19 protein-coding genes and 1 tRNA gene are annotated in these 21,513 nt (G+C 72.4%); 9 read left to right on the forward strand and 11 right to left on the reverse strand.

Going from position 1 to position 21,513, the window contains the following annotated elements; genetic code table 11:
- Window positions 1-61: 61 nt before the first annotated feature.
- Together ACFVTX_RS03400 and ACFVTX_RS03405 are read right to left on the reverse strand one after the other, a co-directional pair.
- Window positions 62-364, reverse strand: coding sequence for a hypothetical protein (locus tag ACFVTX_RS03400; RefSeq protein ID WP_386898043.1), 303 nt, complete (start codon window positions 362-364; stop codon window positions 62-64).
- Window positions 361-4,146 (reverse strand): AAA family ATPase, encoded by a 3,786-nt coding sequence (locus ACFVTX_RS03405; RefSeq protein WP_386898044.1) that lies wholly within the window; start codon window positions 4,144-4,146, stop codon window positions 361-363. Before ACFVTX_RS03405 ends, ACFVTX_RS03400 begins: the two co-directional genes overlap by 4 nt.
- 95 nt (window positions 4,147-4,241) lie before the next feature.
- On the opposite strand from ACFVTX_RS03405, the gene ACFVTX_RS03410 reads away from it, so the two are divergent.
- The 3 genes from ACFVTX_RS03410 (at window position 4,242) to ACFVTX_RS03420 (ending at window position 6,674) form a co-directional block, all read left to right on the forward strand.
- Window positions 4,242-5,978, forward strand: a complete 1,737-nt coding sequence (locus ACFVTX_RS03410) for an FAD-dependent oxidoreductase (RefSeq protein WP_386898045.1) — start codon at window positions 4,242-4,244, stop codon at window positions 5,976-5,978.
- Between the two features lie 70 nt (window positions 5,979-6,048).
- The gene (locus tag ACFVTX_RS03415; protein ID WP_386898046.1) at window positions 6,049-6,354 is read left to right on the forward strand and encodes a rhodanese-like domain-containing protein; all 306 of its coding nucleotides are present in this window, start codon (window positions 6,049-6,051) and stop codon (window positions 6,352-6,354) included.
- Window positions 6,351-6,674, forward strand: a complete 324-nt coding sequence (locus ACFVTX_RS03420; protein WP_386898048.1) for a metal-sensitive transcriptional regulator — start codon at window positions 6,351-6,353, stop codon at window positions 6,672-6,674. The genes ACFVTX_RS03415 and ACFVTX_RS03420 overlap by 4 nt, the downstream gene beginning before the upstream one ends.
- 243 nt (window positions 6,675-6,917) lie before the next feature.
- Here the strand turns inward: ACFVTX_RS03420 and ald are convergent, their stop codons facing one another.
- Complete coding sequence (gene ald / locus ACFVTX_RS03425; protein WP_386898049.1) at window positions 6,918-8,015, reverse strand: alanine dehydrogenase; 1,098 nt, start codon at window positions 8,013-8,015, stop codon at window positions 6,918-6,920.
- A gap of 156 nt (window positions 8,016-8,171) precedes the next feature.
- On the opposite strand from ald, the gene ACFVTX_RS03430 reads away from it, so the two are divergent.
- Window positions 8,172-8,687: an Lrp/AsnC family transcriptional regulator gene (locus ACFVTX_RS03430; protein ID WP_386898050.1), complete on the forward strand. Its 516-nt coding sequence runs from the start codon at window positions 8,172-8,174 to the stop codon at window positions 8,685-8,687.
- A 50-nt stretch (window positions 8,688-8,737) separates the two neighbouring features.
- On the opposite strand, the gene ACFVTX_RS03435 is transcribed toward ACFVTX_RS03430, so the two are convergent.
- On the reverse strand, window positions 8,738-9,814 hold the full coding sequence (locus ACFVTX_RS03435; RefSeq protein WP_386898052.1) for an ATP-dependent DNA ligase: 1,077 nt from the start codon (window positions 9,812-9,814) through the stop codon (window positions 8,738-8,740).
- Window positions 9,815-9,889: 75 nt separating this feature from the next.
- Here ACFVTX_RS03435 and ACFVTX_RS03440 point away from each other — a divergent pair, with 75 nt between their 5' ends.
- Entirely contained in the window at window positions 9,890-10,222 is a 333-nt protein-coding gene (locus tag ACFVTX_RS03440; RefSeq protein WP_386898054.1) for a hypothetical protein, read from the forward strand.
- 39 nt (window positions 10,223-10,261) lie between these two features.
- Window positions 10,262-13,687, forward strand: coding sequence for an SNF2-related protein (locus tag ACFVTX_RS03445; RefSeq protein ID WP_386898055.1), 3,426 nt, complete (start codon window positions 10,262-10,264; stop codon window positions 13,685-13,687).
- 358 nt (window positions 13,688-14,045) lie between these two features.
- Here the strand turns inward: ACFVTX_RS03445 and ACFVTX_RS03450 are convergent.
- A tRNA-Arg gene (locus ACFVTX_RS03450) sits at window positions 14,046-14,117 on the reverse strand.
- 93 nt (window positions 14,118-14,210) lie between these two features.
- On the opposite strand from ACFVTX_RS03450, the gene ACFVTX_RS03455 reads away from it, so the two are divergent.
- Window positions 14,211-15,251 carry a lactonase family protein gene (locus tag ACFVTX_RS03455; RefSeq protein WP_386898056.1) on the forward strand — a complete coding sequence of 347 codons (1,041 nt, stop codon included), beginning with the start codon at window positions 14,211-14,213 and terminating at the stop codon, window positions 15,249-15,251.
- Between the two features lie 64 nt (window positions 15,252-15,315).
- Here ACFVTX_RS03455 and ACFVTX_RS03460 read toward each other — a convergent pair whose 3' ends face one another.
- The 4 genes from ACFVTX_RS03460 to ACFVTX_RS03475 form a co-directional block, all read right to left on the reverse strand.
- Entirely contained in the window at window positions 15,316-16,023 is a 708-nt protein-coding gene (locus tag ACFVTX_RS03460; protein ID WP_386898057.1) for a CHAP domain-containing protein, read from the reverse strand.
- Window positions 16,024-16,178: 155 nt separating this feature from the next.
- Window positions 16,179-16,676, reverse strand: a complete 498-nt coding sequence (locus ACFVTX_RS03465; RefSeq protein WP_386898059.1) for an HNH endonuclease — start codon at window positions 16,674-16,676, stop codon at window positions 16,179-16,181.
- Window positions 16,677-17,039: 363 nt separating this feature from the next.
- Entirely contained in the window at window positions 17,040-17,711 is a 672-nt protein-coding gene (locus ACFVTX_RS03470) for a C40 family peptidase (protein WP_386898060.1), read from the reverse strand.
- A 433-nt stretch (window positions 17,712-18,144) separates the two neighbouring features.
- Window positions 18,145-18,837, reverse strand: a complete 693-nt coding sequence (locus ACFVTX_RS03475; protein ID WP_386898062.1) for an iron dependent repressor, metal binding and dimerization domain protein — start codon at window positions 18,835-18,837, stop codon at window positions 18,145-18,147.
- Window positions 18,838-18,912: 75 nt separating this feature from the next.
- Here ACFVTX_RS03475 and serC point away from each other — a divergent pair, with 75 nt between their 5' ends.
- The gene (gene serC / locus ACFVTX_RS03480; RefSeq protein ID WP_386898064.1) at window positions 18,913-20,025 is read left to right on the forward strand and encodes a phosphoserine transaminase; all 1,113 of its coding nucleotides are present in this window, start codon (window positions 18,913-18,915) and stop codon (window positions 20,023-20,025) included.
- Between the two features lie 4 nt (window positions 20,026-20,029).
- Entirely contained in the window at window positions 20,030-20,305 is a 276-nt protein-coding gene (locus ACFVTX_RS03485; RefSeq protein ID WP_386898066.1) for a DUF2530 domain-containing protein, read from the forward strand.
- Between the two features lie 4 nt (window positions 20,306-20,309).
- On the opposite strand, the gene ACFVTX_RS03490 is transcribed toward ACFVTX_RS03485, so the two are convergent.
- Complete coding sequence (locus tag ACFVTX_RS03490; RefSeq protein ID WP_386898068.1) at window positions 20,310-21,065, reverse strand: DUF3027 domain-containing protein; 756 nt, start codon at window positions 21,063-21,065, stop codon at window positions 20,310-20,312.
- Window positions 21,058-21,438 (reverse strand): cold-shock protein, encoded by a 381-nt coding sequence (locus ACFVTX_RS03495; protein ID WP_386898070.1) that lies wholly within the window; start codon window positions 21,436-21,438, stop codon window positions 21,058-21,060. The genes ACFVTX_RS03490 and ACFVTX_RS03495 overlap by 8 nt, the downstream gene beginning before the upstream one ends.
- Window positions 21,439-21,513 lie beyond the last annotated feature (75 nt).

Genomic DNA, 21,513 nt, shown 5'->3' on the forward strand with positions numbered 1-21,513 from the left:
TCCGGCGGCCGCGCACGCGGCGGCGCCGGGCGGCTCGTTCCGTGAGAGCGCGCGGCGTGCGTCAGTCGCGGCGCCAGTGCGGCGGACGGTCGCGCGTCAGGCGCTCGTCATCGGCCGAAGGGCGGGGGCGTCCGCCTCGCTCGGTCGAGTCGCGGTCGGCAGGGGGCGTCCCGCGCGGGGCCGGGGCCTCGGGCGAGGGGTCGGTGCCGGGCGCCGGGGTGAGCCGGGCACGGCGCGCCTTCCCGGCTGCGCGCTCGACCCGTTGGCGCCCCGCAGCTCCGTCGCCCGCGCCCGCGCCCGCGCCCGCGGCGATCGCGTCGTCGTCCGTGGCGTCGCTCCCGCCCGTTCCCCCGCCGTCGTTCACAGCGAGATCGGCGCGGTCTGCGTGTCCTCGTCCGCCGGTGCGGCGTCGGGCTTGCCGAGCAGCGACGCGACGCGCGCCGCGACCGCGTCGGGGTTGCCGAAGAGTTCGAAGCTGTGCACGCGCAGGTAGTGCCAGCCGAGGCGGCGCAGCACGTCGGGGCGCAGGCGCAGCGATTCGCGCAGGCTCTGCCCGGCGAAGGCGTCGTCGGTCTCGACGACCACGGCTTTTCCGGCGTGGGCGGCGGCGAGCTGGAGCCGGCCGCGGTACCCGACGCTGACACGGATCCCGCGGCGCTCGAGTCGGGCGCCCAGGTCGCGCAGCATCGGCCCGGGCGGGTTCGCGGTGCCGTCGGCGGCGACGCGCTCCTCGGTCTGCGTGAGCACGTTCGCGAGGGCGAGGACGCCGTGGCTCTGCCGCGACTCGTCGATGTCGTCGGGGCGGAACGCCGAGACGAGATCCATCGAACGACGGGCGCGGGTCATGCCGACGGCGAGCAGCCGGTCGCCGCCCGGTTCGCCGAGCGAACCGAAGTTCGAGAGCAGGCGCCCGTGCGGGGTGCGGCCGTAGCCGATCGAGAAGATCACCCGGTCGCGGCTCTGCGCGACGGCCTGCTCGAGGGTGAGCACGGTGAACGGCTCGGCGCGGTCCTTCAGGATGAAGGACGACAGGTCGGTGCGCTTGGCGAACGCGGCGAGCACCGCCTGGTGCACCCTGGCTGCGTGGCGGGCGCTCGCGGTGATCACCATGAGCGATTCGCGCGGGCGCTTGACGGCGTGCTCCATGACGAGCTCGACGACCTTCGCGACCTCGGAGTCGATCGACTCGACGGTGCCGGTGACGGCGTCGGGCAGCCCGTTGCCGGCGACGTAGTGGAGGCCGAGGCTGCCGTGGCCGAGGAAGCTGCCCGCCCACGGCATCGAGACGATGCGACCCGCGTAGAAACGCCGGTTGACGAGTTCGGCGAGGTCTTCGCCGCCGGCCCGGTAGCTTCTGGTGAGGGTGAGGGTCGGCAGCAGCTCGCCGAGTCGGGCGAGCGCCGAGTCGGCGTGCAGTGCGTCGACGCCGTGCTCGACGGGCGCGGGCTCGCCGCGGTCGGGGTCGTCGATGCCGGTCTCGAAGAGGGTCGGCGTCTGGGTGACGGGGTCGCCGAAGGCGACGACCTGCTTGGCACGGCGGATCGCTCCGAGGTTCTCGGCGATGGTCGTGGCTCCGGCGTCGACGAGGACGACCGCGTCGAACGGGATGCGATCGTCGATCGCGGCGACCTCGTACGGCGAGGCGAGCCACACGGGCGCGAGGACCCGGAAGAGGTTCGGCACCTCGGACTGCAGCGCGCTCACGCGCACGCGGTCGCCCCGCAGCATCCGCTTGAGGACCCCGGCCTCGTCGGGGTGGTCGACGAGCGCGACCTTCCAGTTCTCGGCGAGCCGCCAGGCCAGCAGGTGCCCGGCCGCGGAGGCGTGCGCTTCGTCGACGAGCCGGAAGTCGCCCTCGAGTCGGTCGAGCACGTTCGTGTTCGCTCCGAGCAGCGCCTTCTCGCTCGACAGCACCTGCTCGAGCACCGACTGCCACCAGGCGAGCTCGAGCTCGCCGGCGACGGCGGGTTCGGGCACGTGCCGGCGGGCGAGGTCGACGAGCAGCGGATCGAGGCCGAGGTCGCGGAGACGCCCGAGGATGGCGGTGCGCTCCTGCAGGTTCGCGAGCACCTCGGAGTCGGCGGCGAGCCCGGCGAGGGTCGCGACGAGTTCGCGGATCGGTCGCGCGGCGAGCTGCCGTGCGGTGCCGACGAGATCGAGCGGCGCGTCGAGGGTGCCGAGATCGGTCGCGACGTGCTGGAACGCCACGTGGACGTCGTCGAGCCCGACGGGGACGCCGGGGATCGCCCCCGCGTCGGAGTAGCGCTGCCACAGGGTCCGCTGCTGCTGGATGCCGCGGAGCGCCGCGTTGAGGTCGGTGATGTGCACCCCGGGGCGGACGTACTCGAGGGCGTGCCTGCGGAGGCGTCGACGGTTGGCGCCCGACATGCCGGGCGACTCGCGACGCGGGGCGGTGGCGGTGATGAGCTCGCCGAGCGGCCGGTCATACACGGAGGGCTGGAATCGGTCGAGTGTCTCGCGGACGTCGAGGAGGAGCCGGAGGAACACGCCGAGCTCGGCGACCGACTCGAAGTCGCGGAGGCGGGTCTGGGCGATGAGCGCGCGACCTCGTTCGAGGAGCCGCGGCACCTCGACGGAGCTCAGTCGCTTGGCCAGCTCGTGGGCGTTCGTCGCCTCGGCCGAGCTCGCGAACGACGCGCCGTACCAGGGCGAGTCGCCCGGCCCGTAGCGGAACTCGCCGAGCTCGGCTGCACGCGCGAGCTCGCGAGCCACCTCGTCGCGGCCGCTCGCGATCGCGACGAGCGTGCGGTGGTCGAGCCTGGCCGTCGTCGACGGCGGCGTGGGCAGGAGCGCGAGCTGCGCGAGCCGGCCGAGCGCGTCGAGCACGGTGACCTCGAGCTCGGGGTCGCGCCGGGTGAGCGCCGTGCGGTAGTCGAGCAGCACCTTGCGGAGGCGGACGAGGGCGTCGTCGACGTCGGCGACGCGCGGGCGTTCGGCCTTCTCGTTGCGGGAGATCGACTGGATGAGCTCGCGTCGGAGGCCCGCGGTGGTGACGGCGGCACCGCCGAGCCCGACCTGGCCGAGACGGTGCGCGATGCCGTCGAGGCTCGCGCGCCGTGAGCCGACGACCAGCACCCGCTTGTCCTTCGCGACGAGCGCTCCGATCGCGTTCACGATCGTCTGGGTGCCGCCGGTGCCCGGCAGCGTCTTCACGACGACGGATGCCCCGGACTCGATCTCGGCGACGACCTGTTCCTGTTCGGGGTCGGCGTCGAGGAGCAGGGTGTCGGTCGAGGGCGGCCGCTCGTCCTGCGAGACGGGCCGCACTGGCTCCTCGCGGGCGGCGGTGACCGCGGCCTTCGCGGCGGGGTTGCCGGCGAGGGCGTCGATGACGGGGTGCTCGAGCAGCGAGGCGTCCGCGGCCATCTCGGGCCCGACCTCGGCGAAGGAGGACACGACGAGTCGCGGCGCGACCTGGAACCACGGGAGGTGGCTCGTGAGCCCGCGCAGCCGGTCGATGACGGGCTGCGGCTTGAACGCGCCGTTCGTGATCGCGAGGGCGACGAACGCCTCGGCGTCGAGCGTGATCTGGAACTGCTCGCGCAGCTCGCGCGCGAGCGCGGGGTTCAGGAACGGCTGGCCCTTGAGCTTCAGCTCGAAGTCGCGCCCGTAGCGGCGGATCGCGAGGGGCCGCAGCAGCACGGGGGCGAGGAACTCCTCGCCGTCGTTGCGCCACGAGGCGAGGCCGATCGCGAGGTGCACCGATTCGACGCCGCGGACGCTGCGGAGCTCGATGCCCTTCTGGGTGATCTCGGCGGCGGCGAGTCGCGCGTTGCGGAGCGCGAGCTCATCGCGGATGAGGCTCGAGAGCAGCGTCGACTTGCCGGTGATGAACTGCGGCAGCCCGCCGGGATGGGTCGTCGAGAGCTCGATGCGGGTGCGCGGCGTGTCGACGAAGCGCACGAGCGGCGAGCGACCGCCGACCGCGGCGAGCTCGGCGCTCCATCGGCGCCAGCTGGGCTCGGCGACGTTGCCGGCGATGAGTTCGGGGTCGCCGAGGCTGACGCCGTCGGGGCTCGTGTTGTCGCGTTGCATGGTGTCCGGGGTGAGGTCGTCGGCTGCGGCATCGGTCTCCGCACCGAGGAGCTCGTCCTCGGCGTCGTCGTCGCGATCGAGCCGGTGCACACCGACACCCTAAGCCGAATCACGCGAAATCCTCGGAGCATCGCCGCCACACCGACGCATTCGATACCCCCAGGGTATCGTGCTACGGTCGTCGGATGCTTCCGGTCACCCCCGCCCCCAGCTCGTCCGACTCCGACCCGGCGCCCGAATCTCGAGTCACCGTCGTCGTCGGCGGCGTGGCCGGCGGCATGTCGGCCGCGACCCGTCTCCGGCGCCTCGACGAGGCGCGCGAGATCATCGTCCTCGAGCGCAGCTCCGCCGTCTCCTTCGCGAACTGCGGCCTGCCGTACCACGTCTCGGGCGTCATCGCCGAGCGCGACGCCCTCTCGCTGCAGACCCCCGAGCGGCTCGCCGAGCGCTTCCGCCTCGACGTGCGGGTACGGCACGAGGCGATCTCGATCGATCGCGCGGCGAAGACCGTGGCGGTGCGCGACCTCTCGCACGGCACCGTCGAGACCCTGCACTACGACGAACTCGTGCTCGCGCCAGGCGCGGCGCCCAGGCTGCCCGACGACGTCGCCCCCGGCGCGCCGCTGCACGTGCTGCGCACGCTCGACGATCTCGACCGCATCATGGATCGTCTCGACGAGGCCCCCGCGGCCGGGCGCGCCGTGGTCATCGGCGGCGGCTACATCGGCCTCGAGATGGCCGACAACCTCGCCCGCCGCGGGCTCGGCACGTCCCTCGTGCAGCGCGGCGGGCAGCTGCTCGCCGCCCTCGACGAGGAGATGGCGGCGCCCGTCGCCGATCACCTGACGAACCACGGCGTGACGCTGCGACTCGGCCGCACGGTGCAGCACGTGGCATCCGACCATGTGCTGCTCGACGACGGCACGCGACTGGCGGCCGACCTCGTGATCGCGGCGATGGGCGTCGTGCCCGAGACCCGACTCGCGGTCGAGGCCGGCCTCGCGATCGGCCCGAGCGGCGGCATCGCCGTCGACGCGGCGCACCGCACGAGCGACCCTGCGATCTTCGCCGTGGGCGACGCCGTCGAGCAGCGCGACGCGGTCGACGGCGGCGGCCGCCTCGTGCCGCTCGCCGGGCTCGCGAACCGCCACGGGCGCGCCGCCGCCGATGCGATCGTCGGCCGCGCCGCCCCGACCCGCCCAGTGCTCGGCACCGCGATCATCGATGTCGCCGGGCTCGCGGTCGCGAGCGTCGGCTGGACGGAGCGCACCGCCCGCGGACGCGGGCGTGCCGTGCGCGTCGTCCACTCCCACCCGCTCTCGCACGCCGGCTACTACCCGGGCGCGTCGCCCATGTCGCTGAAGCTCGTGATCGACGCGGCGAGCGACCTGATCCTCGGCGCGCAGGCCGTCGGCACCGAGGGCGTCGACAAGCGCATCGACGTGCTCGCCACCGCGATGGGCGCCGGGCTCACGGCCTCCTCGCTCGCGGAGCTCGAACTCGCCTACGCCCCGCAGTTCGGGCAGGCGAAGGACCCGGTGAACCAGCTCGGGTACATCGCCGAGAACCTCGCCGCGGGCCTCGACCACGTCATCCAGTGGCACGAGCTCGACGGCGCCCTCGCGGGCGGCGCCGTGCTGCTCGACGTGCGCGGCGAGGCGCAGCTCGCCGAAGGGCTCATCCCCGGGGCGCGGTGGACGCCCGTCGAGCGGCTGCGCGAGGTGCAGCACGAGTTCACCGGGCGACGCGTGATCGTGCACTGCCGCGTCGGCCAGGGCGCCCACACCGCCGCACGCCTCCTCGCCTCCCTCGGCCACGACGTCGTCAACCTCGACGGCGGGTACCTGACCTGGCGCGACGGCATGCGCGCCCGCGACCTCGCCGGGGGCACGGCGTCCGACCGCGACGACGCCGCCGCCTGACCTGCTCCCCTCAGCCGACCGAACGACACCGAACGACTCACCGAACCACTCACCCAGGAAACGAGCAGCCATGCAGTCCCTCTCCCCCACCGAAGTCCACGCCATCACCGACGCGTACGTCATCGACGTGCGCGAACCCGAGGAGCTCGCCCAGGCCCGCGTCGACGGCGCCCACCACATCCCGCTCGGCGAGCTCATCGCCCGCCTCGACGAGGTGCCGCGCGACCGCACCGTCTACGTCATGTGCCACGTCGGCGGGCGCAGCGCCCAGGCCGTCGTGTACCTCGAGCAGCAGGGCGTCGACGCGGTGAACATCGACGGCGGCATCCTGCAGTGGTACCGCGCCGGGCTGCCCGTCGAGACGGGCGCCGAATGAGCACCGCAGCCGCGGATGCGGCCACCGCGGGCGCCGACGACGACCGCCTCGCGGAGCAGCGCCGCATCGCGAACCGACTGAAGCGGGCGCGCGGGCAGCTCGGCGCGGTCATCGACGCCGTCGAGTCGGGCGCCGACTGCCGCACCGTCGTCACGCGGCTGGCGGCCGTGTCGAGTGCGCTCGACCGCGCCGGGTTCGCGATCATCTCCGCCGCGATGCGCGAGTGCCTCGCCGACGACGAGACGCAGGCGGGCGCGGCGGGCGACGCATCGAAGCCCGACGTCGAGGAGCTCGAGCGGCTCTTCCTCAGCCTCGCCTGAGCGAGCGAGCGAGCAGGCAGGCGGGCGAGCGGTCGCGAGAGCGCGCACGCGCGCCCGTGGGCGCTTCGCCCGAGAATGACGGATGCCCCGCCCACGAGTCGTGGGCGGGGCATCCGGTCGTTCAGGGCAGCGGGAGCACGCCCTGCGCGACGTTTCCGCACCCCCCGCGACCGCCTGTGCAGTGGCGGTCGATCGGCTGCGAGGGGCGACGATCGGTGCGGGGCGCCGCAGCGCCCCGCAGGCTCAGCGAGCCGTGTACTCGAGACCGTGCGCGAGGGCGACGGGCTCGTACGTGAGCTTCCCGGCCGTGGCGTTGAGGCCCTTCGCGAGCGCCGGGTCGGCGTCGAGGGCGGCCTCCCAGCCGAGGTCGGCGATCTTCAGCGCGTACGGCAGGGTCGCGTTGATGAGCGCGGGCGCCGAGGTGGCGGGCACCGCACCGGGCATGTTCGCGACGCAGTAGAAGATCGCGTCGTGCACCTTGAAGGTGGGGTCGGCGTGCGTCGTCGGGTGCGAGCCCTCGAAGCAGCCGCCCTGGTCGATCGCGATGTCGACGAGCACGGCGCCCGGCTTCATCGAGGCGACCATCTCGTCGGTGACGACCTTGGGCGCCGCGGCGCCGGGGATGAGGACGGCGCCGACGACGAGGTCGGCCGTCTTCAGGGAGCGGGCGATCTCGTACGACGAGGAGGCCATGGTCTTGATGCGGCCGTGGTAGCGGCCGTCGATCTCGCGGAGCTTCGGCAGCGAGATGTCGAAGACGGTGACGTCGGCGCCGAGGCCGAGCGCAGTCGCGGCGGCCTGCTCGCCGGCGACGCCGCCGCCGATGACGACGACGTTGGCGGGGGCGGTGCCGGGCACGCCCGCGAGGAGCACGCCGCGGCCGCCCTTCGAGGCGTGGAGCGAGGCTGCGCCGACCTGGGGTGCGAGTCGACCGGCGACCTCGCTCATGGGGGTGAGGAGGGGCAGCGAGCGGTCGGCGAGCTGCACGGTCTCGTAGGCGATCGCGGTGACGCCCGAGTCGATGATGGCCTGCGTGAGCGGCAGGTCGGCCGCGAGGTGCAGGTAGGTGAAGAGGGTGAGGTCGTCGCGCAGGTAGCCGTACTCGCTCGCGATGGGCTCCTTGACCTTCAGCACGAGCTCGGCCGACCACGCTTCGGCGGCGGTGGCGACGATGCCCGCGCCCGCATCGACGTACTCGGCGTCGGTGTAGCCCGCGCCGAGACCGGCGCCGGCCTCGATGACGACCGAGTGGCCGCGCTGGGTGAGCGCGTGCACGCCCGCGGGGTTCATCGCGACGCGGAATTCGTTGTTCTTGATCTCAGCGGGAACGCCGATGCGCATGTGTTGCTCCGTTGCTGTTGACCGAGCGCGTCGGTCGAATGAATGGTGGGCGGATGCGAACATCATCACCGCTTGTTCGTCGATCTCCAAGAACCCCCGTGGATAATTCTGTAGAATCGAAATCAAGAGTTCATTCATTCGATTCGCGAGGTTCTCATGGCGGACGCACCGCAGATCAGCGCTCCGGGCGTCGAGCCCGCTCCGGTGGTGCTCGACGCGATCGACCGCCAGATCATCGCCCTCCTGCACGAGAACGCGCGCGTCCCGAACGTCGATCTCGCCCGCGCGGTCGGCGTCTCGCCGTCGACCTGCCTCGCCCGAGTCCGCTCGCTCCGCGAGCGCGGCGTCATCGTGCGCTACACCGCCGAGATCTCCCCCGCCGCCCTCGGCTACCACCTGCAGGCGCTCGTGAGCGTGCGCATCCGGCCCGGTGCCCGCCACCTCATGGAGCAGATCTCCGACGAGCTGCGCACCCAGCCCGAGGTCGCCCAGCTCTTCTTCCTCGGCGGCTCGGAGGACTTCCTGATCCACGTGCGCGTGCGCGACAGCGACCACGTACGCCAGTTCGTGCTGAAGAACCTCTCGGCGAACCCCGCCGTGGCCCTCACCGAGACGAATCTCGTGTTCGAACACCACACCGCGATGCCCGCGGGCCTCCGCGCGGTGCTCTGAGCGTTCTCAGCGCGGTGCTCTGAGGTTTCGAGGCGTCGCTGCGCTCCTCCTCAACCGGCGGAGGGGCCGAGCGGCAGGATCTCGGCGAGGTCGAGCCCGTCGGGGCTCTCGAGCTGCGCGTAGGTGCAGCTCTCGGGCGTGCGGTCGGGCCGCCAACGCCGGAACTGCGCCGTGTGCCGGAACCGCTCGCCCTCCATGTGGTCGTAGGCGACCTCGACGACGAGCTCGGGCCGCAGCGGCACGAATGAGAGGTTCTTGCCCGCGTTCCACCGGCTCACCGCCCCGGGCATGCGCGTGCCCTGCTGCGCGGCCTCGCCGGCCCAGTCGCCCCACGGGTGCGCATCGCCCTCCCCCGCGACGAGCGGCGCGAGCTCCTCGACGAGGCTCGCCCGCCGAGCCATCGAGAACGACGCCGCGACGCCCACGTGGTGCAGGCGCCCGTCGTCGCCGTAGAGCCCGAGCAGCAGCGAGCCGACGATCGGCCCCGACTTGTGCCACCGGTACCCGGCGACGACGCAGTCGGCCGTGCGTTCGTGCTTGATCTTGAACATCGCCCGCTTCTCGGGCAGGTACGCGCCGTCGAGCGGCTTCGCGACGACCCCGTCGAGCCCGGCCCCCTCGAAACGGGTGAACCAGTCGCGGGCGAGGTCGAGGTCGCCCGTCGCGGGGGTCGCGAAGATCGGGTCGGATGCCTCGGCGAGCGCGTCGACGAGCCTGGCGCGCCGTTCGGAGAACGGGCGGGGCATGAGGTCGTCGGAGCCCGCCGCGAGCAGGTCGAACCCGACGAACGACGCGGGCGTCTCGGCCGCGAGCAGCCGCACCCGGCTCTCGGCGGGGTGGATCCGCTGCTGCAGCGCCTCGAAGTCGAGCCGGCCGCCCCGGGCGATGATGATCTCGCCGTCGACGACGCAGCGCTCGGGCAGGTTCGCGCGGAGCGCCTCGATCAGTTCGGGGAAGTACCGGGTCATCGGCTTCTCGTTGCGGCTGCCGAGCTCGATCTCGTCGCCGTCCTTGAAGACGATCGTGCGGAACCCGTCCCATTTGGGTTCGACGTGGCCGGTGTCGGGGATCTCCTTCACCGACTTGGCGAGCATGGGTGAGACGGGCGGCATCACCGGGAGGTCCATCCGACCATCCTGCACCCGCGACCGCCGCGGGCGGTAGCACCCGCCTTCCGGGCGGTCAATCCCTCGCGGCGCGGCTTGGGCGCGCGTAGCGTCGGCATCGTCGACCACATCGACGACCGCGACGACGCGGCCCGGCACGAGGAGCACCCCATGAGCTCGATCATCGACCACCCGGCATCCGAGCGCCGGAGCGTGCTGCCGCCGATCGGCGTCTGGTGGCCGATGCTCGAGGCCCCGCTGCGGCGCGAGATCCTCGAGAACCTCTCGGCACCGCTGCGGTCGGTCGTGGTGCGCCGCATCCTCGACCTGTGCGAGATCGAGAGCGCTCCGCCCCGGCGCGCGGTGCGGCTCGACGAGAACGAGCGGGCCTACGTCGCAGGCTGGGCGCACACCGTCGACTGGAACTGAGGTGCGCAGGGCCCCTCCTCCGGATGCGACGATAGAGGGATGCCCTCCGACTCCTTCCCGCCCGTCGAGGAACTCGCGATCGCCCGTCTCGTCGGCCCGCTGAGCCTCAGTCGCGGGCGCACGATCGAGCGGGCCGGCGGCGTCGAGGAGCTCGTCTGGGAGGCGTCGGGGTTCCGCCTGGGCGCGGTGGTGCGCGGCACGAGCGCCGAGTCGTACCGGGTCAACGTGCGACTCGATCTCGGGATCCCCGGCCGCACGACGATCCTGTCGGGCACGTGCAGCTGCCCGGTGGGCCGCAACTGCAAGCACGTCGCGGCGGTGCTCCTGGCCTCTGCCGAGCGGCACAAGCAGGAGCTCGCGGCCCCCGCCGAGGAGCTCCCGGGCGAGGGCGGTCACGGCTGGCGGGCCGAGCTCGGCGCCCTGACGGCGAACGGCGACCACTCGACGGCGGAGGCTGCGCTGCGCCAGCCGCTCGCCCTGCAGTTCGAACTCCGCGAACGCGTCGAACGCCGCGGCAGCCGACAGGCGGCGCGCGACGAGGCGGCGACGAGCGAGGCCTCGGTCGATCGGCTCGCGGTGCGCCCCGTGACCCGCGGCGCGCGCGGCGGGTGGATCAAGGCGAACCTGACCTGGCAGAACGTCGGGTTCCAGGGGCGGGCGGGCGGCTTCGATCCCCGGCAGGCGCGCTGGTTCGGCGAGTTCTCGATGTTGAAGGGCGCCCGGCACTCGGGCTTCGCCGAGGTCGGCACGGGGTGGATCCCGCTCGACTCGTACGAGAGCGCGACGCTCTGGTCGCTGCTCGCGCAGGCCCCGTCGCTCGGCATCGCGCTCGTCGGCACGAGCGCGAACGTCGAGATCACGGTGGCGGATGCCGCGGAGATCAGCCTCGACGTGCGCCTCGCCGAGCCGGCGGACGACGACACGGCCGTGACCCCCGACGACGATACCGACACCGACATCACACCCGACGAGACCGACGCGCCCGCAGGGCTCGAGCTCGTCCCGACCGTCACGCTCGACGGCGAACGCCACCCGAGCCGCCGCGCCCGCCTCATCGCCGACCACGGCGCCTACGTCTTCGACTTCGCCGCCGGCCGGATCGCACTCGCCCCGCTCGCGGTGCCGCTCACGCCCGCCGCGCGGCAGGCGGTGCGCCGCACCGAGCCGATCGTCGTGCCGGCCGACGAGGTCGACGACTTCGCCCGTGAGGCCTACCCGCGGCTCGCGCGCGCCGTCCGGGTCACGAGCGCCGATCCCGCCGTCGAGCTCCCCGCGCTGCCGCCCGCGACCCTCGTCGCGACCGTCGTGCACGAACCCGGTCACCTGCTGCGCCTCTCGTGGGAGTGGCAGACCGACGGCGGCGCACGCCTCCCCTTCGATGCACCCGACGCCGAGTTCCACGACCCGGCGAACGAACGCCGCCCCGCCGAGCTCGCCGCGGCCGTCGCCGCCGAGGAGCCCGCGGGCGCGCCCCTCCTCCGCCCCGTCGGCCCCCGTGGCTCCCGTCGCGAGGCCGGCGCCGTGGCATCCGCGCAGCTCAGATCGACCGTCGTGCTGCGCGGTGTCGAGGCCGCCGAGTTCTCGACCCGCGTGCTCCCGCGCCTCGAGGAGATCGCGCAGCTGCGCGTCGAGGTCGTCGGCGAGGCACCCGAGTACCGCGAGCTCACCGAGGCGCCGAAGCTCACCGTCACGACCGTCGAGAGCGAGCGCACCGACTGGTTCGACCTCGGCGTCATCGTGACCGTCGAGGGCAAGAAGGTGCCGTTCGGTCCGCTGTTCAGCGCGCTGTCGCACGGACGCAAGAAGCTCCTCCTCGTCGACGGCAGCTACCTCTCACTGCTGCACCCCGTGTTCGCGCCGCTCCGCGAGCTCCTCGAGGAGGCCGGCTCGCTCGACGAGTGGGACGCCGGCGAGCTCCCCATCCACCGCACGCAGACGAGCCTGTGGGCGGAGTTCGAGGACCTCGCCGACGAGTCGGCCGCGGCGGTGTCGTGGCGCGAGACGGTCAAGGGGCTGAACGCCCCCGAGGGCATCGAACCGATCCCGCAGCCCGAGGGCTTCGCGATCGAGCTGCGCCCCTACCAGCTCGAGGGCTTCCGCTGGCTCGCGTTCCTCCATCGGCACGGGCTCGGCGGCATCCTCGCCGACGACATGGGACTCGGCAAGACGGCGCAGACCCTCGCGCTCATCACGCATGCGAAGGCGCAGTCGGATGCCGCTGCCCCGCCGTTCCTCGTCGTGGCGCCCACCTCCGTGGTGTCGAACTGGGCGCGCGAGGCCGAACGCTTCGCCCCCGGCCTGCGCGTCGCGACCGTCACGGCGACGCAGGCGGCGAGCCGCCGCCCGCTCGCGCAACTCGTCGAGGGCGCCGACCTCGTGGTCACGAGCTACGCCATCCTGCGACTCGACGCCGACGCATTCGCCGAACTCGACTGGTCGGGGCTCGTGCTCGACGAAGCCCAGTTCGTGAAGAACGGCAACTCGAAGGCGAACCAGGCGGCCCGTGACATCCGGGCGCCGTTCAGGCTCGCCGTGACCGGCACGCCCGTCGAGAACAACCTGATGGAACTGTGGGCGCTGCTGCGCATCGTCGCCCCCGGGCTCTTCCCGTCGGGGCGCGCCTTCGCCGAACGCTACCGCCGCCCCATCGAGATCGACCACAACGCCGAACGCCTCGCGACCCTGCGCCGCCGCATCCGCCCGCTCGTGCTGCGCCGCACGAAGGAACTCGTCGCCCCCGAGCTGCCCGAGAAGCAGGAGCAGGTGCTGCAGGTCGCGCTCGACCCGGCGCACCGCCGCATCTACGACACGTTCCTGCAGCGCGAACGGCAGAAGCTGCTCGGCCTCATCGACGACCTCGACCGCAACCGCTTCACCGTGTTCCGCTCACTGACCCTGCTGCGGATGCTGAGCCTGCACGCCGCCCTCATCGACTCCGAGCAGTACGCCGACGTGCCCTCGGCGAAGCTCGACGCCCTCTTCGACCAGCTCGACGAGGTCATCGCCGAGGGGCACCGGGCGCTCGTGTTCAGCCAGTTCACCTCGTTCCTCGAGCTCGCGGCCGCGCGCCTCGAGGCGGCCGGCGTGCCCTACGCGTACCTCGACGGCTCGACCCGTCGGCGCAGCGAGGTCATCGATCGGTTCCGCACGGGCGACGCCCCCGTGTTCCTCATCAGTCTCAAGGCCGGCGGGTTCGGCCTCAACCTCACCGAGGCCGACTACGTGTTCCTCCTCGACCCGTGGTGGAACCCCGCGAGCGAGGCGCAGGCCGTCGACCGCGCCCACCGCATCGGCCAGTCGAAGACCGTCATGGTCTACCGCATGGTCGCCGAGGGAACGATCGAGGAGAAGGTCATGGCGCTCAAGGCGAAGAAGGCCGCGCTCGTCTCCTCGCTCATGGACGACGACGAGCTCTTCAGCGAGTCGCTCACCGCCGACGACCTGCGCGGGCTCATCGGCGGCTGAGCGGGGCCGCACCACGGCGGGCGCCCGAGCAGGGAGAGGGCCGCCGGGCCGGCGAGGGGGAATCGCCGACCCGGCCATCACCGGACCACGCGGGTAGGTCGCGAACCCGGCGATGGCGTACGCCCGATGGCACACGCGTCGCAAGGCGAGGAAGAGAGTGTTGCCCCCCGGCTCCCTTCCCCGTCGCACTCGGTGGCGACGGTACCGAGGAGGCGATGTACCCGAAACATCGTCGCCGCCGTCGCTGCTGAGTCCTTCGACCGTAGCATCGCAGACCCCCCGTTCGGGGGTGGACACGCGCCGAACATTCGGGATTTGGATTCACCAGGCCGTCGACACCCGGGCCAGCACCCATCGGTGCCCCTGGAGGGACTCGAACCCCCAACCTGCTCCTTAGGACGGAGTTGCTCTTCCATTGAGCTACAGAGGCCGGTCGTACGAGTCTATGGCACTCCGGTAGCGTGATCGGCGGCGCGCGGCGTGCGCGCAGAGGTGCGGCGCTGCCGCGAGAACGGAGACGGCAGTGGTCGAGGCGGGCACGACGAGGTTCTGGGTTGGCGCATCGACGGTCGGGGCATTGGGTTCGGCGGCGCGCGGCATCCGCTCGCTCGACCTCGACGCCCGAGGACGCGCGACGCTCGGCGAGCCGATCGACGTCGGGCCGAACCCCATGTTCCTCGCCGTCTCGGGCGCCGCGGGCGTGCTCGGCATCGTGCACGAGCTCGCCGACGGCCGTATCTCGAGCTGGACCTTCGAAGGCGACGGCCTCGCCCCCTTCGGCCGGGTGGGCGTGACGGGCGGCGACCCCTGCCACCTGGCGTTCACGGAGTCGGGCGAGCTCGCGTTCGCGGCGAACTACTCGGGCGCGGAGGTCACCGTGCACCCGCTCGCCCCAGACGCCCCAGCCGACACCGTGCTCCGCACGTCGTTCTCGGGCTCGGGTCCCGACGCAGATCGGCAGTCGGCCCCGCACCCGCACCAGGCGGTGCTCGACCACGACCGGGACCGGCTGCTCGTCCCCGACCTCGGCGCCGACCGCATCCGCGTCGTCGGCCTCGGCCGACTCCCCGAGGCGCTCTCGCACGACGAGGGCGCCGACATCGCGATCCACGCCGGGGCCGGCCCCCGGCACCTCGTCGTCGCGGGCGACCTCGCCGTCACCGCGAACGAACTCGACCGCACCGCGAGCGTCATCGACCTCGTCGAGGGTCGCGAGCTCGCCTGGTTCCCGATCGGCCCCGACACCGAGCCGCGCGGGCTCGGCTGCTCGGCGATCAAGCTCACCCGCGGCGACCTCGTCCTCATCGGCGACCGCGACGCCGACGCCCTCCGCGGCCTCCGCCTCGACCGCGACGCGCGCACCCTCGAACTCGTCGCGACCGTCGCGACCGGCGGGCGGCACCCCCGGGACCTCGAACTCAGCCACGACGAGCGATTCGCGCTCGTCGCCGATCAGGGCTCCGACTCCATCGCGATCATCGCGCTCGACGACGCGGGCGCGCCCGTCGAACTCGTCGACACGATCGCGACGCCGTCGCCGGCGTGCCTCGCCCGCGTGCCCTGAGCGCGCGCGTCCTGAGCGCGCGGGTCGACCGAGTCGACGCGCGCTGCGCGGGGCGACCGCCGACTCAGACGGGCGGGTAGAGGTACAACGCCCCGCTCGCGGGGATCGTGCGCCGATGGTACGAGTGGTCGGAGTTCTGGTTGTACTCCTCGATGTTCACCGAACCGTCGGCATTGATCGACTGCACGTACGCGACGTGGTTGTACGGGAACCAGGCCACCGCGCCGACGACGGGCGTCGACGAAGTCGGCCAGCCCTTGTTCGCCCAGGCGTCGGCCCACGCGTACGCGCTGCCCGAGGCGAGGTTCGACCAGTCCCACTTCCACGGGGCGCTGGTGGCGCCGGCGTCGCGGTTGAGTCGCCAGGCGACGAAGTCGACGCACTCGCGGTAGTAGTAGCGCAGCGGTGAGAGCCCGCCGCCGTAGTCATCTGGCAGCTGGTCCCACCAGGGGTAGTCGTCGCCCTCGGCGCGCACCGTGTACAGGGCGTAGGCGCCGTTGCCGCGCGAGGCGAGGTTCGAGGCCCACTGCGAGCGTTCGGCCTGCTCGGCGGCGAGCCGCGCCTCCTCGAGCGAGGCCTTCGTCGTGACGGCGTAGCCGTCGGAGACGATCGAGGCGCCGTTCGCGAGCGCGCCGACCGAGACGTCCTGCGCCTGAGCGCGGCTCAGGCTGAAATCGCCGGATGCCCCGAACTCGGTGCCGCTCGGCATCATCGCGTAGGCCGGGAGGGCGACGGTGCCGACGATCGCCGGCACGACGAGCACGGTGGCCATGACCCGCATCGGGCCGTTGCGACGTGCTGCGCGAGGGGTCGGAACAGTGGCTTCGGGGCGTCGACGACGACCATGCTCGGGATCTCGGGGGGCGGTCCGCACCCGACCTACCCTAGGGCACCGCGGCGGATCTTGTCACGATGACGCGCTTCGGCTCAGGCGGCCATGGCGAGGTACTCGCTCCACTGCGGCATCGGCCGCTCGACCCCGCGCACGGCCCAGCTCCGGCCGTTCGGCATCTTCGGCGTGAAGCGCAGCTCCCAACCCATCTCGGCGGGCGTGCGGTCGCTCTTCGTGTTGTTGCAGCGCAGGCAGCAGGCGACGAGGTTCTCCCAGGTGTCGCGGCCCCCGCGGGAGCGCGGCAGCACGTGGTCGATCGTCGCGGCCGCCCGGCCGCAGTAGGCGCATCGGTGTTCGTCGCGCCGCAGCACGCCGCGTCGGCTCACCGGCACGTGGTGCGCGCGCGGCGCCCGGACGTAGCGGGTGAGGATGATGACGCTCGGCCGGTCCCAGTTGCCGCTCGCGGCGCAGACCGGATTGCCCTCCTCGCGGAGGATGACCGTCGCTTTCTGGTTCATCACGAGCAGGAGCGCCCGCTTGAAGGAGACGACCGCGAGGGGTTCATATCCGGCGTTGAGCACGAGGGTGCGCATGGGAGGCCTTCCGATCGGTGCTGGATGGCTTCCAGCCGCGTGCAGGATGCGACGACCGGAACGAGCCCCCGATGGGCTGATGAACGCGGACGGAGGCGCAGCCGGTACCGCCCGGAGAACGAAAAACGGGCACCGTCATGAAGACAGTGCCCGTCGGCGCGTTCGCGCGGATGGAACTCGGCTGACTGCTGCGCCGTTGGTCGAATTGCGCGCGCGCACCCGTGGAATGGATGCTGTGCGCCTTCACCATCGGCTTCACCTGCCCGGTTCTCGGATCGTCAGGGTTTCAGGGTAGAGCACGAACGGCGCCCCGGGAACTCCCGGCGCGCCGTTCGTCGCGTGGAGGACACGCGCTGTTCACGTTCAGATGCCGATGCGAACGATCCGGTAGGAGCTCGTCCAGATCGGCTGCACGCGCACCGCGGCGCCCTCGTACGGCGCGTGCAGGATCATGCCGTTGCCGGCGTAGAAGCCGTCGTGGCCGTCCATGATGACGAGGTCGCCGGGCTGCGCGTCGGCCTCGGAGATCGTGGTGCCCATGGCGCCCTGACCAGCCGAGGAGTGCGGCATGCTGACGCCGAACTGCGCGTACACGTACATCACGAAGCCCGAGCAGTCGAAGCCGGCGGGCGTGGCGCCGCCGTAGACGTACGGCACGCCGATGTACTGCGTGGCGACGCTGTACACGCTCGCGAGGTCGAAGCTCGGGTACGGCGGATTGGCGAGGAAGTCGCCGACGGATGGGCCGCTGTAGCCCGCGGCGTACGAGGTCATCGCCGTCTCGGCGGCGACGCGCGCCTGCTCGGCGGCCGCGGCCGCCTCGGCTGCGGCGCGGATGTCCTCGCCGGAGACGGCGGCGTACCCGTCGGTCGCGACCGGGGCCGCGATGACGTCGTCGGTCACCTCGACGCTCTGCGCCTGCGCCTTCGACAGGCGGGTCGCGTCGGTCTCGCCGAACTGCGGGCCGACGCTGCCGGGGGCGATCGCGTAGGCCGGGATCGCCAGCGTGCCGACGATGCCGGCTGCCGCGGTCATCACGAGGATGTTCGCGAGGCCGCCGCGGCGCAGACGCCGGGTCGAGGGCAACGGCGCCGCCGAGACCGCCTTCGCGAGGTCGTTCGTCTGGGGGGTGGTGGGGGAAATCGGGGCCTTCGCGGCGATGATCGCCTTCGTAGCGGCTCCGCGAGCGCGGGTCCTTCGGGGACGGCGCGGGGTGAAACGAGCCAAAATGTACCTCCGTCGCCCCACGACACCGGGTGCCGTCTCACCTGATGCGCGCGGGGGCGCTTCACGGGTACCGGGTCGAGCGGTGAGTCGCTGGGAGCGTCTCGACCCTGGCCCTCCGGCTGGCTTCGTGCCGGCGGACTCGTACGAGGGTACGCGAGGAGTGCCCGAATGTCACATTTCGATCACGGCGCGGCCGAGATCGGATGCCTCGGGCGAGTGCACGAGGACCGTCGCAGTGCGCTCAGATGCTGATGAAGAGGTGGCTTGCGACGTCGCTCGGCAGTTCGATGCCGCCGTCGGCGCCGTCGACCTCGACGAGCACGTAGCCGCCCGCACGGCTGAAGCTCGCGGGCGCACCGGGCATGACGCCGGCCTGCTTGAGCTGCCCCAGCAGTTCGGGGTCGAACTGCACGGGCTCGCCGAGCCGGCGAACGGTGCCGCGGACGGGCTCGTCGCGGTCGGCGACCGCGTCGATCACGTTGACGACGCCCGACATGAACGGATCGGCCGGCGGCAGCCCGAGCTCTTCGAGGCCGGGGATCGGGTTGCCGTACGGCGACTCCTTCGGTCCGCCGAGGATCTCGATGAGGCGGCGCTCGACCTGCTCGCTCATGACGTGCTCCCAGCGGCAGGCCTCGTCGTGGACGTACTCCCACTCGAGCCCGATGACGTCGGCGAGCAGTCGCTCTGCGAGCCGGTGCTTGCGCATGACGTGCACGGCCTTCGAACGCCCCTCGGCGGTCAGCTCGAGGTGGCGGTCGCCCGAGACGACGACGAGCCCGTCGCGCTCCATGCGCGCGACCGTCTGGGAGACCGTCGGGCCAGAGTGACCGAGCCGCTCCGAGATGCGCGCACGCAGCGGCACGATGTTCTCCTCTTCGAGGTCGAGAATCGTGCGCAGGTACATCTCGGTCGTATCGATCAGATCGGTCACGCGGTGTCCTCCCGTATTGCGTCGCAGCCCGTCATCAAGCCTACCGGGCACCACCCTCTCGGTAGACTCGACGCCATGCCGAGCATCGTGATTCCCGCTGACCTGCTGCCCGCCGACGGACGTTTCGGTTGCGGGCCGTCCAAGGTCCGCCCCGAACAGCTCGCGCACCTCGCCGAGTTCGGCCCGGCGATCCTCGGCACCTCGCACCGCCAGGCCCCCGTGAAGAACCTCGTCGGCCGCGTGCGTTCGGGCCTCGCCGAGCTCTTCTCGCTGCCCGAGGGCTACGAGGTCGTGCTCGGCAACGGCGGCTCGACCGCCTTCTGGGACTCGGCGGCCGTGTCGCTCGTCGAGCGCCGCGCGCAGCTCGCCTCCTTCGGCGAGTTCGGCGCCAAGTTCGCGAAGGCCGCCGGCGCGCCGTGGCTCGAGGCCCCCGAGGTCCGCACCGCCGCCCCCGGCACGAGCGCCCGCGTCGAGGCCGCACCCGGCTTCGACGTGTACGCCTGGCCGCAGAACGAGACCTCCACCGGCGTGCAGGCGCCCGTCACCCGCGTCTCGGGCGACGAGGGCGCGCTCACCGTCATCGACGCGACGAGCGCGGCGGGCGGCGCCGCCGTCGACGCCCGCGAGTTCGACGTCTACTACTTCGCCCCGCAGAAGAACTTCGCCGCCGACGGCGGCCTGTGGTTCGCGCTGATGTCGCCCGCCGCGATCGAGCGGATCGAGCGCGTCGCCGCCTCGGGCCGGTACATCCCCGAGTTCCTCTCGCTGAAGAACGCGGTCGACAACTCGCGCCTCGAGCAGACCCTCAACACCCCGGCGCTCTCGACCCTCCTGCTGATGGAGAACCAGATCGACTGGATCAACGCCTCGGGCGGTCTCGCCTGGGCCGACGCACGCACCCGCGAGTCGTCGGGGCTCCTCTACGACTGGGCCGAGGCCTCGAGCGTCGCGACCCCCTTCGTCGTCGACCCCGCCGATCGCTCGCAGGTCGTCGTGACCATCGATTTCGACGACTCGGTCGACGCCGCTGCGGTCTCGAAGGTGCTGCGCGAGAACGGTGTCGTCGACACCGAGCCGTACCGCAAGCTCGGCCGCAACCAGCTGCGGATCGCCACCTTCACGGCGATCGAGCCCGACGACGTCCGCAAGCTCATCTCCTCGATCGACCACGTCCTCGAACGGATCTGAGCGGGTGCGCCTCTGGCTCGGCGAGGACGAGCGTCGGCCCGACCCGGCGCCGGCCAGAGCCGACGCGCGCAAGGCGGTCGTCGCGGGCACGGTCGGATGGCTCGTGGTGCTCGCCGGATGTCTGGTGTTCCGCGATCGGTTGGAGGACGCGGGCCTCGCGTGGCTCACGACCGCCGCGATCGTCGGCGTCGCGCTCGGGCTCGCCGGGCTCGTCGTCGTGCAGCTGACCCGGAGGCGGGCGCGCCGAGCGCCCGACGAAGGGCGCTCGGGCCCCGCCTGACCGGCTATGCGGTCGGGGTCACCGCGTCGTCGTCGTCCGGCTCATCGTCGGTGACGTCGTCCGACTCGTCGTCGTCCGACTCATCATCGGCGACGTCGTCCGACTCGTCGTCGTCGAAGGCGTCGATGTCGACCCCGTCGACGTCGTCGTCGTGCGAGAGGTGCTCGTCGTCGTGCGCGTCGTCATCGTCGTCGTCGTGCGAGTCGTCGTCGAGGTCGTCCTCGTCGTCGGACAGTTCGTCGTCGTCGAGCTCGTCGCCCTCGAACGCCTCGTCGCCCTCGGCCTCGGCACCTTCGGCCGCGGCGAGCTCGGCCGCCGCCTGCTGCGCGGCCCGGTACTCGGCGAGCCGCTCGGACCACGGCACCCACTCGGGTGCGAGCAGCGCCTGCTCGCCCGGCATGAGCTCGGTCTCGAGCACGGTCGGCTCGTCGTCGTCGATGCGGGTGATCGTCACGCTCCACCGCCAGCCGGGGTACCCGGCGAGGTCGGAGGCGAAGAGCAGGCTCAGCACGTGCTCGCCGTCGACGACGTGGCCGACGACCGACCCGACCGTCTCGGGAGCGGTCACCTCGAGCAGCACCCGACGTGCGAGGTCGACCGAGGCGAGCAGCACCTCGTCGGCCACGAGCGGAGCGGGCTCGGGCTCGGGCTCGGCGTCCGCCGTGGCATCCGCGGGCGCGGCGAGCTCGTCGACGACCACCGCGGTCTCGACGGTCTCGGCCGGGGCGGCCTCGGGCTGGGGCTCGGGGGTCTCAGGCATCCAGGTCGTCAGCCACCTTGCGCAGCACCGCGGCCACGGTGCGCGCCTTGGACTTCTCGGGGTAGCGGCCGCGTCGGAGGTCGGCGCCGATGCCGTCGAGCACCTTCACGACGTCTTCGACGATGATCGCCATGTCGTCGGCGGGCTTGCGGTTGATCTTGGTGAGGCTCACCGGCGTGTCGAGCACCCGGACCGAGAGGGCCTGCGCGCCGCGCTTGCCCTCGGCGACGCCGAACTCGAGGCGGCTGCCCGCACGCACGGTCGCGCCGGCGGGCAGGGCGGATGCATGGAGGAAGACCTCCTGGCCGTCATCGCCGCTGATGAAGCCGAAACCCTTGTCCTCGTCGTAGAACTTGACCTTGCCGGTGGGCATCGTGAAAACCTCGCTTATACGTCGCACGGCGCGCCGAAAGCAACGCGCCGTTCTCCACCAGTCTAGAGTCCCGCG

The organism is Agromyces sp. NPDC058136, assembly GCF_042884375.1.
In the GTDB taxonomy this organism is placed as follows: domain Bacteria; phylum Actinomycetota; class Actinomycetes; order Actinomycetales; family Microbacteriaceae; genus Agromyces.